This is a genomic window from Mucilaginibacter sp., from assembly GCF_039925265.1.
Classification (GTDB): domain Bacteria; phylum Bacteroidota; class Bacteroidia; order Sphingobacteriales; family Sphingobacteriaceae; genus Mucilaginibacter.
In genome coordinates, this window is the sequence record NZ_JBDSZG010000048.1 from 1 (window position 1) to 16,971 (window position 16,971).

The window sequence follows — 16,971 nt, forward strand, 5'->3', positions numbered from 1 at the left end:
AGGGATGAAGAAACAAAATCGTTCCGGAGGAACGTCTCATGGGTAGAAAAAATAACGGCAATTTTCACGTTCCAGCGGAACGTTTTATGAAATCTGTCTAATGATAGGCTATTACTCTTTGGAGAGGGCAGGGTGAGGTTTTCTTAAACCTTCTCCACCACAACTGCGGTGCCGTAGGCCAGTACTTCGGTAATGCCCTGCATTACTTCATTGGCATCGTAGCGCATATTGATGATAGCATTAGCGCCTATCGCGCGGGCGTGTTGTATCAATAGCTGGTAGGCCTCTTCGCGGGCGTTTTCGCAAAGCTCAACATAAACAGAAAGCCTGCCGCCAAAAAGCGACTGTATGCCACCTGCAAAATTGCCCACAACGCTGCGGCTGCGTACGGTGATGCCGCGCACAACGCCCAGGTGTTTGGTGATCTTGTAACCTTCTAACGTGTTGCTGGTGGTGATGAGTGAAGTGTCCATAATTAATATTGTAATGATTGATTTAACGTTTAGATACTATTTCTTTAAAAATGTTACTAAAGCCGGGTTCACAATCTCGCCCTGCTCAATAAAAGGCAGGTGGCCGGCATCCTCAACAGGCAAAAATTCCGATTTTAAAACACGGTTTACCGAATCGCTGAACGTAAAGGGCACTGTTTTATCTTCTTTTCCCCATATCAGCATAACAGGTTTATTTTTCGCGCCAAGGGCCGCATAGCTTTCGCGGGCATTGAATAAGTAGTTGTATTGCGTAGAAACCAACGCGTTGCGGAAGCCCTTATATTCCATCTGCGGGGTGTATTGTTCTACCCAGGTGGGGTGCCTGTCGGGGTATTTAAAATCCTCCATCTGGCCAAGCGCGCGCTTATCGGCATTAATTATTTCTTTAAAAGTGGTGATGTATGATATAAAGTCGGGCTTGCCAAATTTGTAGGCCGGGTCTACCAATACAACTTTGCTCACCATGTCGGGATAGTCGTTGGCAAAATCGGTAACAACGGCGGCACCGAATGACACGCCTACCAGGCTCACCGGTTTTTTAAGCTCCAGTTTTTGCATCAATTCTTTTAACTGGTCCAGATAAAGTGCTTTATTATAAACGGTGTCGGGCCTGTCAGAATAGCCTCTGCCAAATTCATCGTAACGCAATACGCGGAAGCCGTGTTCGGCTAAATATTCGTAGGTGCCATTCCATATATAATACGGTACGCTAAAGCCATGTACCAGCACAACAACTTTACCGGAGTCGGGGCCGTCAAGCTCATAGTGGGTAACGCCGCCGCTTAGTTCTACATAACTGCCATTGGTGTTTTTACGCAGGTTGTAAGTAATCTCTTTTGTTTCTTTATTTTGGGTGAAATAAAAAATGGCGGCAACGGCTGCTCCTAAAATAATAAGCACCAAAAGAAAAGTAACAAAACGCTTAAGAAGCTTCATTTTTGCGGGGGAATAAGGATTATTGGTTTACGAAATAAAAGTAACGGAAATATTTAATTTTGCACCACATGTATAATAAAAACTAATGCGCATCACCCTTATCGGCTCGGGCAATGTTGCCACACACCTGGCTGCGGCGTTTAAAAATGCCGGCCACCGTTTGGTGCAGGTTTACAGCCCAAATATGCAAAATGCTGCTATGCTGGGCTACCATGTTGGTGCAGCTGCCATTGATAACCTTAAGGATATTGACAGTGAAACCGACATCTTTATAATCGCTGTTAAGGATGACGTGATAAAGGAAATTGTGCCCCAATTGTCCCCGTTTAAAAAACTGATAGTACATACTTCGGGCGCTGTTGAACTGCAAATGCTGCTGAATTCTACTGTAGATGCCGGTGCTTTTTATCCGCTGCAAACCTTTAGTAAAACCAAAGAGCTCAATTTTTGGGATGTACCCATGTGTATTGAAGGCGCTACCGAAGAGATAACCAGGCAACTGGAAGAGCTTGCCCGAACCATCAGCAATAATGTTTACCGGGTAAATTCCGCGCAGCGCAAAATATTGCACCTTTCCGCAGTGTTCGCCTGCAATTTTACCAATCACCTTTATGCCGTGTCAGAAGCGCTTTTAAAGGAGCATGATATGAGCTTTGATATGCTGCGCCCGCTGATACTGGAGACCGCTGATAAGATAAAGGCGCATCCGCCGGCCACGGTTCAAACCGGACCCGCGGTGCGTAAAGATGAGCAGACCATGCAGGCGCACCTGCAAATGCTGGATGGAAAGGATGAATTGCAGCAAATTTACCTGCTACTAAGTCAGGATATTATCAAAAACAGTAACACAGGTAACAGGGATAGTTAATTTTGTTACTTTTGCCAAAATGAATATTTTTAAGATAAAGATCAACTTTGAAGAGGCAGACCATGATACCATTGAACTGCCAATTGCCGAAGGGGAATCTGTTTTGGACGTATGCCTGGAAAACGGCATAGATTTACAGCACAATTGCGGTGGCGTTTGCGGTTGCAGCACCTGCCATATATATGTTAATAAAGGGATGGATAACATCCAGGAGATCTCTGATAAGGAAGAAGACTTTATTGACAGGGCCGTAAATCCGCGCATTACATCGCGCCTGGGCTGCCAGTGCGTTATTATAGATGGCGATATTGAAGTTACCCTGCCCGATCAATCGGGCTTTATGGGCCACTAATTACATATAGAAACGATCACTCACAAGCAAGAAATGAACGACGATAAATTCGCCCTGCCAATACACTGGGCCGACCACGAAGATATAGCCTTGAGCCTGTACGAAAAGTTCGGCGATGATTTTGGCGAATCGAAGATCTACCGCATCCGTTTTACGGAACTATTGGAGTGGGTACTTTCCCTCCCCAACTTTGCAGGCACGCGCGAGGAATCTAACGAGGGCCACCTGGAGCAGATCCAAAGTGCCTGGGTATACGAATGGCGGGATAATCAATAGTAGTTGGATGTGCAGATGTGCAAATTTCAAATGTGCAGATGAAATGTGCAATCGGTCCCCAATCTGTGAAATCATAATATAATCGGTGTAATCATATATAATGGAATCCTTTTTAAACAAGCTTAAAGATATAACCACTTTTATTTTTGATGTGGATGGCGTATTGACCGACGGATCGATCATGGTGACCGAAACCGGTGTACAGAGCCGTTCTTTTAATATTAAGGATGGATATGCCTTGCAGCTGGCCGTAAAAAGTGGTTACAATGTGGCAGCGATATCTGGCAGCCGCAGTAAAAGCGCGCTGTTCCGTTTAAATAGTTTGGGTATTAATGATGTTTACCTTGGCGCGAATACCAAAACCGAAAGGTTTAAGATCTACGTGGAAGAAAAAAGCATACACCCATCAAACGTGTTATATATGGCCGATGATATCCCTGACCTTGGCGTGATGAAAATGGTAGGCCTCCCGGTTTGCCCGGCTGATGCCTGCGAAGAGATAAAAGCCGTTAGCGCCTTTGTATCACCCTACGCAGGTGGCAAAGGCTGCGTACGCGATATCATAGAAAAAGTGATGAAGATACAAGGCAAATGGATGAACGAACAGGCGTACAGCTGGTAGTTCAAGTAAAAAGTCAAAAGTAAAAAGTCAAAAGTCAAAAGTTTTCTTGTATGAGTGGTTTTCCTCAAATGATTCTCGCATCCAAATCGCCAAGGCGGCAGGAACTTTTGAAACTGATGGATATTGATTTCCGGGTGGTTTTAAAGGAGGTGGATGAATCTTACCCCGACGGACTTACACCGGCCGAAATAGCCCTTTACATTGCCCAAAAGAAAGCCGAAGCATTTGACGAAGATATTACTGATGAGGTAGTGCTTACAGCCGATACTATTGTTTGTATTAAGGGTGAGATCCTGGGCAAGCCCGATAATGCCGAACACGCTATAGAAATGCTGCACAAGCTAAGCGGTAACGTACATCAGGTTTATACCGGCGTTTGCCTGCTGCATAAGCACCAATATAACAAATTCTACGATATGTCAGAAGTGTTTTTCCGTAAGCTTACTGATGAAGAAATCAGGAGTTATGTGGAAGAATACCAACCCTTCGATAAAGCCGGCTCTTACGGCATCCAGCAGCGCATCGGGCTCATCGGCATAGAGCGGATCAACGGTTCGTATACCAATGTGGTAGGTTTGCCTACAGAGAAGGTGTATCAGCAGTTGAAAAATCTTCTCCCGTAGAGAAGCGATACTTCGCTTCTCTCTTATATCCACGGTTTCAAGTCCCACCGCGTCATTGCGAGGCGCGAAGCAATCTCCAGATAGGCAAGTTGGCGACATGCATTGCGTTCATGCATAGTTTAGAGATTGCTTCGTGCCTCGCAATGACGCGCGGAGAGGGTGCCAAGCCCAGAAATCATTACAACTTCTTCCCATTATTCTTCCTGTTCACATCCGGCAGGGCATTATCCGGGTCAACGGTAACGCTTTCTACATCCTGGGTTGTAGGGATAGTGATAGTTGCCACTTTTTGCTGCAGCCAGGTTTCTACCGGGAAATAAGTGCGTTGCTTGCTGCCGTCCTTTAGTTTTACCTCTACGGTGAATGGCATAGCCATTAGCTCTTTGTTGGCAATGGTTACCTTGATGCCTTTGGTGTGGTCTTTATCTACGTATTTAGCGTCTATCAAAGCGATATCCAATTTATAGTTATTATAGAACCACCCCTTCCAAAACCAGCTCAGGTCTTCGCCCGCGCCGTTTTCCATCGAACGGAAAAAATCATCGGGCTGCGGGTGTTTGTAGGCCCATTTGTGGATGTAGTTTTTAAAGGCATAATCAAACCTGTCTTTACCCAGGATCTGTTCGCGCAGCAATATTAAACCGAAGGCGGGCTTGAAATAGGTGTAAGGGTGGCGGTATTTTTCAGGTATGGCATCAGGTGCGGTCATCATGCTGGGCGCTTCCGGGTCGGTGATAAAGGGGATGATCTCATCTGCGGGGTTGCCGCTATTCTCGGCGTACTCGCTGTCACGTTTCGGACCGAACTCGCCTTTGTTTACCATATCTGAGGCATAAACATCTATAAAAGTGTTAAAGCCTTCGTCCATCCAGGCAAAGCGGCGCTCATCGCTGCCAACGATCATCGGGAACCAGTTGTGCCCTATCTCGTGGGCGGTGATCCAGAACAGATCCTTGCCTTTATCGGTAATACCATCGAAAACAATACCGGGGTACTCCATGCCGCCTGCAATACCCGCCTCGTTCACGGCAACCGGATAGGGGTACACAAACCATTTTTCGGAAAAATATTCTATCGAACCTTTCAGGTATTCCGTAGCCCTGTCCCAAGCTTCTTTGCCGGCGCTCTCTACAGGGTAAACAGACATAGCAAGCGATTTTTTACCGCCCGGCAGGTTAACTCTTGCAGCATCCCAAATAAAAGCCTTAGAAGCCCCGAAAGCAACATCACGGGTGTTCAGCATTTTAAAGTGCCAGGTGAGCGAGCTTTTGCCCGCCGGGCGCGATGACGGGTCGGTAACTTCGGCTGCAGTGCGGATCATGATGGTTTTGTCGCTGGCTTTAGCAGAGGCTAAGCGGCTGATCTGTTTGGCGGTAAGCACCTCCGCAGGGTTAACCAACTCGCCTGAGCCGGCTACGATCATATCCGCAGGGAGCGTTACCTTATAATCTATATCGCCGTACTCTAAATAAAACTCGCCGCTGCCCAAAAAAGGTGCGGTGTCCCAGCCGCGCATATCATCATACACGCACATGCGGGGATAAAACTGGGCAATCTCGTAGATCTTGCCGTTTTTGGTATCGATGTAATCTGTCCGTCCGCCAAAACTACCGGGGATGGTGTAATGGTATTTAATTACTAAGCTTATTTTGCCACCTTTCGGACTTACCGCCAATGGCAGACGTACCTGCATCCGGGTATCAGTAATTACATAATTCAGCTTGGTAGCCTTACCGTTTTGCAGCAGGGATACCGATTCGATTTGATAACCCGTAGTATGATCCGGCGCGGGAAAGCCGGTTACAAAGTTGGAGCGGGCATCTTTTTTATAGGTGTTTTGGTCGAGGTGCAGCCACAGGTATTGCAGGGCATCGGGACTGTTGTTGGTATAGTTGATTGTTGACGAACCGCTGATGGTTTTAGCCACGGTATCCAACTTTACCTCCAGTTGGTAATCCACCCGGTTTTGCCAGTATTTTGGCCCCGGCTCGCCATTGGGCGAATGGAACTCATTTCCCTTCTCGGTAAAAGGCAGAGTAGAAAATAAGGCCGCAGGCTGATAATTACTGGTAACGGTATCGTTGGGGTTTTTCTTTTGCGCCTGCGCGGATAGTATGGTTAAAGATAATAACGCGGCGGAGATAAAAGTGGTTTTCATAGGATTGGGTAAAAAGCACAGCAAGATACAAAGCTTGCCTGTAATATTATTTTTATGCTTAAAAAAGGATAAACTTTTTAAAACATTTATGGAATGCAGGCGGGTTTTGCATCCTGTAATAAAACCAGCGTATGCAGCCCATCAAAAGCATCAATATCCCCACACCCTGCCACGAAAGTTGGCCGCAAATGGCAGCCGCAGAAAACGGCAGACATTGCCGAAGCTGCTGTAAAACTGTAATCGATTTTACAGCGATGCCGAATGCAGATGTTATCGCCTACCTCGCATCGCACAAAAACACCTGCGGACGCATAACCGGCAGCAAACTGGCAGCCATTAATCATCAGCTGGAAATTAAAAGCAGAAAACGCTTTACCTGGAAAGGTTTTATCGCGGCGGCCTCGCTTAGTATGCTGTTCCCGGCTGTAAACGCGAAGGCACAAGTGCCGCCAAAAACAGAACAAGCACCTGTTGCGCCAGAATTGATGGGTAAGACAGCCCAACTCGACACCACCAGCTATATCACTATAAAAGGAGTGGTAATTGCCAAGGACGACGGCTTGCCTGTACCAGGCGCATCGGTGAGGATAAAAGATTCAAATATTGGTACGCAAACGACGGTAAATGGCTCGTTTACTTTGCGGGCGCCGACATCTGCTACCTGGGTTACGGTAAGCACTATAGGCTACACAGCAATAGATCTACCAGTTGTTAACTTAGATAAAAAACGCGAAATAATAATAAACCCGGTATTTGAGAACAGTGTAAGCGTTGCTTTGGGTATTGTAGTATATACAACTATAAAGCAACCTTTTTACAAACGGTGGTGGTTTGAAATAAAAAATATTTTTTAATTAACCCAGCATCCCCGCCAGTACCCCTTCTTTAAGCGAATAGGTAGACATGCTCACATCTACCAATCCCAGTTTTTGCATAATGTAGATGGTAAGCAGGCTGGCGGTTACGATCATATCCACCCGTACCGGGATGATGCCTTTTGTACTGGCGCGTTTGGCATGGGTTGATTTGATAAGGCGCTCGATGAGTTCGAGCAGGTCGTCGGTATCAAACTCGTAGGATTTTGTTTTTTTAATGTCGAATGCTTTACTCTTTTCCAGTTCTATCACCTCGGCAAAGCTTTCGAACGCGCCCGAGGATCCAATAAGAACAGTGGGCTTGTACTGCATTGCGGCGATAAACAGATCAGCTAATTGCTGGTTCAGGTACGCGGTCATGGCTTTTATGGAAATCACCGGTATCGGGTCGGTTTTATGGAACTTGTCCATCAGCCTTGCAGCCCCTATTTCAAAACTCTGCTTCCAAAGCACTTCTTTATTGTTACCGATGATAAACTCTACGCTGCCGCCACCGATATCTATAATAAGGGCGTTTTCATCGGTAAGCGCGCCGCTGGCTTTTATCCCTTCGTAAATAAACGCGGCTTCCTGTTCTCCATTAATAATTTCTATTTGTATCCCTGCTTTAGCTTCCACTTCGGCTATAAAATCGTTACCATTGGCGGCACTGCGCAGGGCAGAGGTGGCTATGGCCCGCACCTGGGTTGCACCGGCTTCGTCTATACGTTTCTTAAAATCCTGCATGGTCTTAATGCCCCTGGTAAAAGCGGCTTGTTGGATAACGCCTTTGTTGATGCCGCCCTCGCCAATTTTTACCGCTTCGGTTTGGTGGTGAATAACCTTAAAGTCATCGGCCCCCGCTTCCGCTATCAGCAGGTGAAAGGTATTGGTACCAAGATCCATCACAGCGATGCGTTTGGCAGAAGAGTTGTTTTGTTTGGGCATGGGTAGCAATTAAAAATCCCCGCAAAAGTATGGCTTTCGCAAGGGATTTTTGAATTTATGATGCGGTTTTGGGTAAAGATTATCTATGAATGCAGCATTGCTAATATCCCCTTACGTTTATTTCCCCTCTTGAGAGGGGCGCGGGAGGGAGTGTGCGGTGGCGGGGTGTGTTATGCGGTATGCAGGCTAAAAGTTCGCCTTATTGCATCGTGGCTAACACACCCCTGCACCCCTCTCAAGAGGGGAATCGCACCATCCCTTCCCGTCTAAAAAAATGATTACTCTTTATAAAAGAACCATTTGGCCAGTTCTTTAAAGCTTGCTTTTTTGCCATACATCAGTACACCAACCCTGTAAATACGGGCGGCAACATAAGTGGTAAATAAAAATCCAACTACCATTAGCGACATGGAAAGCGCTAATTGCCAAGGTGCTACGCCACCAAAAGGTATACGCACCATCATGGCTACTGGTGCTGTAAACGGTATAATGGATAACCAAACCGCCAGCGGGCTATCCGGCGCCTGGAACAATACGGTTACCGATAGCAGGTAAGTAAACAGCAATGGCAAAGTGATGGGAAACATAAACTGCTGTGTTTCCGTTTCGCTATCCACTGCGGAGCCTACCGCTGCAAACAATGCGCTGTAAAGCAGGTATCCCGTAAGGAAATAGAAAATAAAGCAGCCCATGATGTAGCCAAAAGGGATAGTTGCAATAACTGCTAATGCGCCAGCTATCGGGCTGCCAGGCCCGGAAAACGCGTGGCCGGCAATTTTTGACGATATTACAGAAAGCAGAATCCATGCCCCGAATTGGGTTAAACCAACGAGCCCTACGCCAATGATCTTGCCCAGCATCAGCTGAAAAGGTTTAACCGAAGAGATGATCACCTCGATGATACGGCTCGTTTTTTCTTCGATAACACCGCGCATTACCTGGGCGCCGTAAATGAATAACGACAGGTAAATTAAAATGGCGCAGGCTATACCGACAAACATGGTAGTGCCCACATTGGCATCTTTAGTGCCGGTTGCGGTAACCTCCATCGGGTTTACCGAGATGCGGTTTTTGTTGATGCTGTTCAGAAAAGCGGTATCTATATGATGGTCTATCATACTTTTGGTAGATGCAATACTGTTCATTTGCTTTTCTACCTCTTCGGTGAGATGGTAGGAGGGTTTCTTTTTAGAGAAGATCTGTACGGGCTTTTTCGCGTAGTCGGCAGGGATCAATAATACCGATAGGTCCTCATTTTCCTGTAACCCGGCTTTAGCATCTGTTATGGATTGCTTGGCAGGTTCGAATTTAATATGCTTTTGGTTGTGGAATTTTCCTTCGAAAGCGTTGCTTTCGTCAATCACCTTAACCAACTGGTCGTTACTGAGTTCCTGGTTGTTTTTAGCAACATAACCAATCAGTGCCGACATACCCAACAGCAACGCAGGCACCACAAATATCATCACGATAAAGGCTTTCTTCCTTACGCGGGTTACGTACTCGCGCTGTATAATAAGTAATACTTTATTCATGGCTTATTTAATTTGGTTCACTTTTTCAATGAAGATCTCGTTCATGCTGGGGATAACTTCCTGCAGCATATTGATGCGGGTTTTGGGCAGCAGGTATTGCAGCACATCATTAGCCGTGGTGTTGTTCAGCTTTATTTTGATGGTGTGGCTGCTATCTTCTCCGGGCACATCGCTAATGAGGTCGAACGGTTGTGTGCCGTTAAAATCTAAATGCTCACCGGTGTATTCTACCAGGTAAGTGTCGTTTTTGTAGGAGTTGCGGATAGTTTTTACGCGGCCATCCAATATCTTATGCGATTTATGGATGAGCGCAATGGCGTCGCAAAGTTCCTCTACCGATTCCATACGGTGGGTAGAGAACAGGATGGTAGCACCTTTTTTGTTTAGTTCCAATATCTCATCTTTTATCAGCTCCGCGTTCACCGGGTCGAAACCGCTGAAGGGTTCATCTAAAATGATCAACTCAGGGTCGTGCAGTACGGTGGCCACAAACTGCGCCTTTTGCTGCATCCCCTTAGAGAGTTCTTCTATCTTTTTCTTCCACCAGGTTTCCATACCCAGCTTCTCAAACCAGAATTTGAGTTTGGCGGTAGCATCGGCACGGCTAAGGCCTTTCAGGCGGGCAAGGTAAATCATTTGCTCGCCGATCTCCATTTTTTTGTACAGCCCGCGTTCTTCGGGCAGATAGCCAATACGGTTAATGTGCGACTGGTCGAGCTTTTGCCCGTTGAAGTACACTTCGCCCGAATCGGGAGCGGTAATTTGATTAATAATGCGGATGAGGGAAGTTTTACCGGCGCCATTTGGGCCAAGCAGGCCAAATATTTTGCCGCTTTCTACTTCTAAACTCACATCGTCTAACGCGCGGTGACCGGCGTATTGCTTAACAATGTTGCGTATGCTTAGCATGTTTGTGGGTGGTGTTTTATGATTATTTAGATTTGGCCCGCGTGTGTTTGTTACACATTTAAATTTATATATTAGTTAAATAAAAAGCCATGTATAAACCCATATTGCTTACCATAGTTGTTTTTTGCTTCGCGATGAATGCAAAGAGCCAGCAGTTGAACAAAAAGCCCGTCAGTATTATTTTTGACAGCGATATGGGGCCTGATTATGATGATGTGGGCGCGATAGCCATGCTCCATGCCTTTGCCGACAGGGGCGAAGCCAAAATATTAGCCACCATGGCCAGTACCAATTATGAAGGTGTTGCCGGCGTGCTGGATGTGTTCAATACCTATTTTAAACGGCCCAATATTCCCATTGGTGTACCCAAAGGGAAGGCTTTGGATCTGCGCGACTTTCAGCACTGGACAGATACCGTTTTGGCCAAATATCCCCATAAACTAAAAAGCAATGTCGAAGCACAGGACGCCATAACGCTCTACCGCAAAATACTTTCGGCCCAGCCGGATAAAAACGTAACCATAGTAACCATTGGCTTTTTAACCAATATGAGTAACCTGCTGCTCTCCGGGCCCGATAAATATTCGCCGTTGGATGGCAGGCAACTGGTAGCCAAAAAGGTGAAACAATTGATAAGCATGGCTGGCAAATTCCCCGAGGGTTGGGAGTTTAATGTAATGAAAGATGCACCCGCCAGCCAAAACGCGTTTGATCACTGGCCAACGCCGGTAATATTAAGCGGCTTTGAAATAGGAGAGAAGATAAAGGTTGGCCTGACGCTGATACATAATACTTCCATAAAAAACTCACCCGTAAAAGATGTTTTTAGCCTGAGTATCCCCATGGCCAAAGAAGACAGCATTGGCCGCAAAAGCTGGGACGAAACTGCAGTGCTGGTTGCCGTACGCGGATATACCCACTACTACACCCTGCATCCCGGCAGGGTAAAAGTGTTGGATGCCGGCAACAATACCTGGAATGATGCAGGTAAAGGGCATTTCTATCTGGTGGAGAAGATGCCGGCCAGGCAAGTGGAGAACTTGATAAATGAGCTAATCATGCATCAGCCGCGGCGGTGAATGGTTGCGGTGAGACACCGCAACAGGGGGGAGGGTTTTTAAATTAATAATCCTATACCGGTTGCAAGTGTTCCAATTTAAATGTGGAACACTTATTTTTAAAACAATATTGATTACCAGTATTTTACAGTTTTTCGTGAAACACTTTGGAACACCCCTGTTGTTTATATATTAGCTGTAAGTTGTTTGTTTTTAATTGGTTATGTAAAAACTGGAGTTATCAGAAAAATATAGTGAAACACTTTTTTGAGGACAAGTCAAGTCACCCCAACGTCATTCTGAACTTGTTTCAGAACCCCACGGGACAAGTAACCTGTTGCTGGCGACCTTGCAATCGCAGACTTTTGTGATGGGGTGCCAAAATAAATTCGACATGACGTGTTGAGGAATCATCTCTCGTCGCATCAGGACAATTCGATCGTGTCTGCGGTCGAGTCATTTAAAACACCGCCCTTTTTAAGGTATCGCAAGGTTTTATAGAAAATGATAAGCATGGGTATTGGTATAAGCAATTCTGCTATAACCATAAAGGTTAACATGTTGCTACCAGCCCAGTGCATAATGAATAAAGTGGCAGCAATTGCTCTGAATATAAGTGAAAACAACACGATTATACCGAACGCTTTAAAGGGGAATGAAAAATCTGTGTGTTTAACGCTACAGGTTTGTAAGATGAAATATAGGGTAACAACAAAAGTTATAATATTCAACGCCATATCGCCATGTATTACCGAAAATCCAAATAAGAATGTACGCAGCAAAAAAGTAATTGCATCAAAAAAAGTGTAGATAAGGACGGCTGTAACAATGGTTTTTTTTTCGTGAATTGATTTTAAAATCGATGCCAAATACATCATCATCATAAAATATGCACCCTGGATTAAAAAGTTATTTATAAGCTTGCTGAAATTATTCAACGGCGTATGGGTAATCTTAAACATGCCGGATAAAGCAACTAATATTATATATATCAGTGTAATAACTATAACACAATAAGTTTTCCTCAGGCTTAGTTTCATCATAATCTATCTGCCTAATTTAACAAAAATACAGCAACTAAAAAGCCCGGAGTCAAACTAACCCCGGGCTTCCTTTTACCTTTTGCCTTTAAGCTTTTACCTCAAAAACTACTCAAAATATTCCTTCATCCGTTCGAAGAAGCTTTTCTCATTCTTACCCGGGTTTGGTTTAAAGTTGGGTGACCCTTGCAGTTTTTCCAACATTTCGCGCTCTTCGCGGCTTAATGCCTTGGGGGTCCAGATGTTGATGTGGATCAGTTGGTCGCCGCGGTGGTAAGAGTTTACCTCCGGTACGCCTTTGCCTTTAAGGCGCAGGATCTTGCCGCCCTGGGTGCCCGGCTCCAGTTTAATTTTTGCTTTACCGTCTATAGTAGGTACTTCTACACTGGTACCTATGGCTGCATCAACAAAGTTTACATGCAGATCGTATATCACGTTATTGCCATCGCGTTTAAGGGTTTCGTGCGGTACTTCTTCTATCAGGATGATGAGGTCGCCCGGTACACCGCCGCGCGGGGCCGCGTTACCTTTGCCAGCCATACTTAGCTGCATACCTTCGCTTACACCTGCAGGTACGTTTATGGTGATGGTTTCTTCGCCGCGTACCACACCGTCGCCATGGCAAACGGTACATTTTGAGGTAATGGTAGATCCTTCGCCGTTACAGGTAGGGCAGGTGCTGGTAGTTTGCATCTGGCCCAAAATAGTATTGGTAACCCTGCGTACAGAACCCTGCCCGCCACAAGTTTTACAGGTGCTGAAGGATGCTTTATCCTTAGCGCCGCTGCCCTCGCAGGTTTTACAGATGATCTGCTTGTTTACTTTTATCTTCTTTTCGGCACCGTTGGCAATTTCTTCTAAGGTTAACCGCACTTTAATGCGCAGGTTGCTGCCACGGGCAACACGGCGACCACCGCCACCCTGCCTGCCGCCGCCAAAGAAACCTTCGAACGCGCCGCCACCGCCACCGCCGAATATATCGCCAAACTGGCTGAATATGTCGTCCATATTCATGCTGCCGCCGCCATAACCACCGCCATTTGGCGATGATGCGTTGGCCGCGTGGCCAAATTGGTCGTAACGCTGGCGTTTTTCGGCACTGCTCAACACCTCGTAGGCCTCGGCAGCTTCCTTAAACTTTTCTTCAGCTGCTTTATCGCCCTCGTTCTTATCGGGGTGATATTTAATAGCCATTTTACGATATGCTTTTTTTATCTCATCAGCATCAGCGCCTTTGCTTACCCCAAGCACATCGTAATAATCTCTCTTAGCCATAGTCTTCTTATTTCGGATTTCGAATTTTCAATTTCGGATTTAGTATAAATATTTTAGGATACGGGAATAGTTGGTTCAGGACAAATCCGAAATCGAACATCCGAAATCCGCTATCCACCTTACGCTCCCACAATTACTTTGGCAAAACGTACCACGCGCTCGTTAAGCTCGTAGCCTTTTTCCATTTCATCAATTACTTTGCCCTTCATATCATCTGTAGGGGCGGGGATGCTGGTAATGGCCTCGTGTATATCGGCATTAAATTCAGTGCCGATAGATTGCATTTCTTTTAAGCCTTTTTGCGTTAAAATATTCTTTAACTTATTTTGTATCAGTATAACACCTTCGCGTACCGGCGCTACCTCGGTAGCATTTTCGGTAGCACGCAGGGCGCGCTCAAAATCGTCCAGCACCGGTAATAAAGCTACGATCAGCTCTTTACCTTCTGTTTTACGGGCCTCTTCGCGTTCTTTTACGGTGCGGCGACGGAAGTTATCAAACTCGGCATATAAGCGTAAATACTTATCAGTGGCCTGCGACAGTTCGTCCTTTAATTTATCTTCTGCCGAAATGGTAACTTCGGTAGTTTCTTCCTGCTGGGCTACTTCCTGTTCGTCGCCCGGGTTATTTTCGTTTGTTATTTCCACTGTATTTTCAGGTGTTTCTGAATTTTCCTTCTTTTTTTTCTTCAACATGTCGTTAAAATTCATGAATAGTGCTAATCAAGTATCTTGCCACCGGTGTAAAACCGACAGCATGTCAGAATACATTAAAATTTTATGTAAAGTTTGCAGTTTGCGGCTGGCAGTTGGCAGGTTTCAGTTGGCAGAAGCCTCACCTAAATCCTCTCCAAAGGAGAGGACTTTAAAATATTAAAAAAACCCTCTCCTTTGGAGAGGGCAGGGTGAGGCCTACTGCCTACGCTATCTGCACATCCTCTAATACCTTGCCGTTTTCGCATTTAATAATGCGCGAAGGGAAGGTGCGGATGATATGGTAATCGTGTGTGGCAATTACCACGGCGGTACCCATTTGGCTGATTTGTTTTAGCAGCAGTACAATTTCTTCTGAAGTATCCGGGTCCAGGTTGCCGGTTGGTTCGTCGGCCAGTATAATTTCGGGGTTGTTCAACAAGGCACGGGCAATTACTACGCGCTGCTGCTCGCCGCCGGAAAGTTCGTGCGGCATTTTCTTTAATTTGGAGCGGAGGCCCACTTTTTCCAACACATCTAAAATACGATCGGAGATCTCCTTTTTATCTTTCCATCCGGTGGCCCGCAGTACAAAATGCAGGTTTTGCTCTACCGATCTATCCGTAAGCAACTGAAAATCCTGGAAAACGATCCCCAGCTTGCGGCGCAGGTAGGGGATCTCTTTGCTGGCGAGTTTGCTCAGCTCGTATCCGCAGGCGTGGCCGGTTCCGCTGGCAACACTCAGGTCGCCATAGATAACCTTCAGTAAACTACTTTTGCCCGAACCTGTCTGGCCTATCAGCCACACAAAATCGCCTTTATCAATATGCAGATTAACGTTTGATAACACCAGGTGCTTCTGCTGAAAAATATCAACGTTATTGAGTTTTATAATAGAGTTTCCAATCATTTTTTATAGCTCTAATTTTAATATCTTTCCAAAGGGCAGGTCGTTAACAATGCCCATAATATAATCTTGCCTGTCGCCCAGCCCAATTTTATCCAGCGATTTATCGGGCCTGTCTACCCTAAAATAGGCCAGCAGCGTAAACTTATCATCCCGCAGCTGCACGTAATCGGGTATTTTGGCAACGCCTTTTACTTTTATAATATACATGCGTTAGTTCATGGGTGATAGTTCATAGATGATAGTTCTTGGTTCATAGGAGATGCTCGCTTTTGCTATGAACTATAATCCATGAACTATGAACCCCTTCCCCCCAAAGGTATTGTTATTTTAAAGATTTGCCAAGAATTCCATCGTATCTACGCCATCGGCATAATCCCATAATTGCGGGTGCTGACTGTTGCCAAAAGTTACCACCTGGTTTTTGGTTTGCAGCGGGGCCGTGGTTACAATACATTGCAGTTGTTCGCTTTGTTCTTCCAGCTGTTTTTGTACCGATGCCAAATCGGTATAGGTATCGTAAAATAAAACTGCCAGCGGCGATACCAGGCGCTCATCCTGCTTGAGCAATAAAAAGCCATTATCCAGGTGCTCATCGCGGTTTACCAGGTAAATGGATTTATTGTAATCGTAATTGTTGTTGTATTTATGATGGTTGATGATCGGGTTAAAATCCTCTATCGATTCAAAAAATTTATTGAACACGTAACCCTCGGGCACAAACACCTTAGATACATTACGGCAACCCAGTCCGTAATAATCAAATATATCACGCCCCAGGCTGTGCAGTTCTTCCGTTGTTTCATTGCCTGTAAGCAACGCAATGCTGTTACGGTTCTTGCGGATAATGTTGGGCACCTTGCCAAAATAGTACTCAAAATAACGCGATGTGTTGTTGCTACCGGTGGCGATGATGGCATCAAAATCAACCAGTCGCTCTACAAAACTGAACTGATCCTGATAGCTTTCGTCAATCTCCACCAGTAAATTCAGCACGTATTTAATGAGCCGGGCATCCTGGGATGAGGCTTTAATTAAAGCGTGATTGCCGCTCACCAATACACTGAGTACATCATGGAAACCCACCAGCGGGATATTGCCGGCAAGTACCAAACCAATCTTTTTACCTTTGCCTTCGGTGATGTTGTAAGTGCCGAGCCATTTTGTTAGATCGCTGCTGTTTAGCATCCCGCCATTGGCCTTTACAGCTTCTAAAACACTCTCTGGGGTAAACCAGGCATTGTACTGGCGCTCGGTGTTGATCACCTCCATCAAGGCCTCATTGGGTGCCGCAAGGCGTTTTCCGAGTTCAGAAAATGTATTTACGGTATTATTTATCTCTAATTTTGACATATATATGTTAAGGAGCTAAACCCTTAAAGTGTTTTTTTGTTATATTTGCGTGCTTTCCATAGCGGGGGCAAAGT

Annotated in this window: 19 protein-coding genes; 7 read left to right on the top strand and 12 right to left on the bottom strand. The window is 45.5% G+C overall.

All coding sequences use genetic code 11. From position 1 onward, the window contains the following. Positions 1 to 143 precede the first annotated feature (143 nt). Both ABIX36_RS22415 and ABIX36_RS22420 read right to left on the bottom strand, forming a co-directional pair. Positions 144 to 473 carry a YbjQ family protein gene (locus ABIX36_RS22415; RefSeq protein ID WP_348084406.1) on the bottom strand — a complete coding sequence of 110 codons (330 nt, stop codon included), beginning with the start codon at positions 471 to 473 and terminating at the stop codon, positions 144 to 146. A gap of 36 nt (positions 474 to 509) precedes the next feature. Beyond that, complete coding sequence (locus ABIX36_RS22420) at positions 510 to 1,430, bottom strand: alpha/beta hydrolase (protein WP_348084407.1); 921 nt, start codon at positions 1,428 to 1,430, stop codon at positions 510 to 512. 85 nt (positions 1,431 to 1,515) lie between these two features. Between ABIX36_RS22420 and ABIX36_RS22425 the strand changes: the two genes are divergently transcribed. From ABIX36_RS22425 to ABIX36_RS22445, 5 genes are all read left to right on the top strand, one after another. Continuing rightward, positions 1,516 to 2,298 carry a DUF2520 domain-containing protein gene (locus ABIX36_RS22425; protein WP_348084408.1) on the top strand — a complete coding sequence of 261 codons (783 nt, stop codon included), beginning with the start codon at positions 1,516 to 1,518 and terminating at the stop codon, positions 2,296 to 2,298. Between the two features lie 19 nt (positions 2,299 to 2,317). After that, on the top strand, positions 2,318 to 2,650 hold the full coding sequence (locus tag ABIX36_RS22430) for a 2Fe-2S iron-sulfur cluster-binding protein (protein WP_128531503.1): 333 nt from the start codon (positions 2,318 to 2,320) through the stop codon (positions 2,648 to 2,650). A gap of 33 nt (positions 2,651 to 2,683) precedes the next feature. After that, the gene (gene iscX, locus ABIX36_RS22435; RefSeq protein WP_348084409.1) at positions 2,684 to 2,926 is read left to right on the top strand and encodes a Fe-S cluster assembly protein IscX; all 243 of its coding nucleotides are present in this window, start codon (positions 2,684 to 2,686) and stop codon (positions 2,924 to 2,926) included. Positions 2,927 to 3,026: 100 nt separating this feature from the next. Beyond that, on the top strand, positions 3,027 to 3,548 hold the full coding sequence (locus ABIX36_RS22440; protein ID WP_348084410.1) for an HAD-IIIA family hydrolase: 522 nt from the start codon (positions 3,027 to 3,029) through the stop codon (positions 3,546 to 3,548). A 50-nt stretch (positions 3,549 to 3,598) separates the two neighbouring features. Beyond that, positions 3,599 to 4,171, top strand: a complete 573-nt coding sequence (locus ABIX36_RS22445) for a Maf family nucleotide pyrophosphatase (protein ID WP_348084411.1) — start codon at positions 3,599 to 3,601, stop codon at positions 4,169 to 4,171. A gap of 178 nt (positions 4,172 to 4,349) precedes the next feature. On the opposite strand, the gene ABIX36_RS22450 is transcribed toward ABIX36_RS22445, so the two are convergent. Then, positions 4,350 to 6,329 (bottom strand): M1 family metallopeptidase, encoded by a 1,980-nt coding sequence (locus ABIX36_RS22450; RefSeq protein WP_348084412.1) that lies wholly within the window; start codon positions 6,327 to 6,329, stop codon positions 4,350 to 4,352. Positions 6,330 to 6,460: 131 nt separating this feature from the next. On the opposite strand from ABIX36_RS22450, the gene ABIX36_RS22455 reads away from it, so the two are divergent. Beyond that, complete coding sequence (locus ABIX36_RS22455; protein ID WP_348084413.1) at positions 6,461 to 7,183, top strand: carboxypeptidase-like regulatory domain-containing protein; 723 nt, start codon at positions 6,461 to 6,463, stop codon at positions 7,181 to 7,183. On the opposite strand, the gene ABIX36_RS22460 is transcribed toward ABIX36_RS22455, so the two are convergent. The 3 genes from ABIX36_RS22460 to ABIX36_RS22470 form a co-directional block, all read right to left on the bottom strand. Further along, positions 7,184 to 8,131: an exopolyphosphatase gene (locus ABIX36_RS22460; RefSeq protein WP_348084414.1), complete on the bottom strand. Its 948-nt coding sequence runs from the start codon at positions 8,129 to 8,131 to the stop codon at positions 7,184 to 7,186. A gap of 278 nt (positions 8,132 to 8,409) precedes the next feature. Beyond that, positions 8,410 to 9,663 (bottom strand): ABC transporter permease, encoded by a 1,254-nt coding sequence (locus tag ABIX36_RS22465; protein WP_348084415.1) that lies wholly within the window; start codon positions 9,661 to 9,663, stop codon positions 8,410 to 8,412. 3 nt (positions 9,664 to 9,666) lie between these two features. Next, entirely contained in the window at positions 9,667 to 10,572 is a 906-nt protein-coding gene (locus ABIX36_RS22470; RefSeq protein ID WP_348084416.1) for an ABC transporter ATP-binding protein, read from the bottom strand. Between the two features lie 89 nt (positions 10,573 to 10,661). Between ABIX36_RS22470 and ABIX36_RS22475 the strand changes: the two genes are divergently transcribed. Beyond that, a complete protein-coding gene (locus ABIX36_RS22475) occupies positions 10,662 to 11,651 on the top strand; it encodes a nucleoside hydrolase (protein WP_348084417.1) in 990 nt (329 codons plus the stop codon). Positions 11,652 to 12,055: 404 nt separating this feature from the next. Here ABIX36_RS22475 and ABIX36_RS22480 read toward each other — a convergent pair whose 3' ends face one another. From ABIX36_RS22480 to ABIX36_RS22505, 6 genes are all read right to left on the bottom strand, one after another. After that, positions 12,056 to 12,673 (bottom strand): hypothetical protein, encoded by a 618-nt coding sequence (locus tag ABIX36_RS22480; protein WP_348084418.1) that lies wholly within the window; start codon positions 12,671 to 12,673, stop codon positions 12,056 to 12,058. Between the two features lie 105 nt (positions 12,674 to 12,778). Next, positions 12,779 to 13,945, bottom strand: a complete 1,167-nt coding sequence (gene dnaJ, locus ABIX36_RS22485; protein ID WP_348084419.1) for a molecular chaperone DnaJ — start codon at positions 13,943 to 13,945, stop codon at positions 12,779 to 12,781. A gap of 119 nt (positions 13,946 to 14,064) precedes the next feature. Beyond that, complete coding sequence (locus ABIX36_RS22490; RefSeq protein ID WP_348084420.1) at positions 14,065 to 14,655, bottom strand: nucleotide exchange factor GrpE; 591 nt, start codon at positions 14,653 to 14,655, stop codon at positions 14,065 to 14,067. A 208-nt stretch (positions 14,656 to 14,863) separates the two neighbouring features. Further along, the gene (locus ABIX36_RS22495; protein ID WP_128531487.1) at positions 14,864 to 15,547 is read right to left on the bottom strand and encodes an ATP-binding cassette domain-containing protein; all 684 of its coding nucleotides are present in this window, start codon (positions 15,545 to 15,547) and stop codon (positions 14,864 to 14,866) included. Between the two features lie 3 nt (positions 15,548 to 15,550). Further along, positions 15,551 to 15,754, bottom strand: a complete 204-nt coding sequence (locus tag ABIX36_RS22500; RefSeq protein ID WP_128531486.1) for a fructose-6-phosphate aldolase — start codon at positions 15,752 to 15,754, stop codon at positions 15,551 to 15,553. Between the two features lie 120 nt (positions 15,755 to 15,874). After that, the gene (locus ABIX36_RS22505; protein WP_348084421.1) at positions 15,875 to 16,897 is read right to left on the bottom strand and encodes an acyl-CoA reductase; all 1,023 of its coding nucleotides are present in this window, start codon (positions 16,895 to 16,897) and stop codon (positions 15,875 to 15,877) included. Positions 16,898 to 16,971 lie beyond the last annotated feature (74 nt).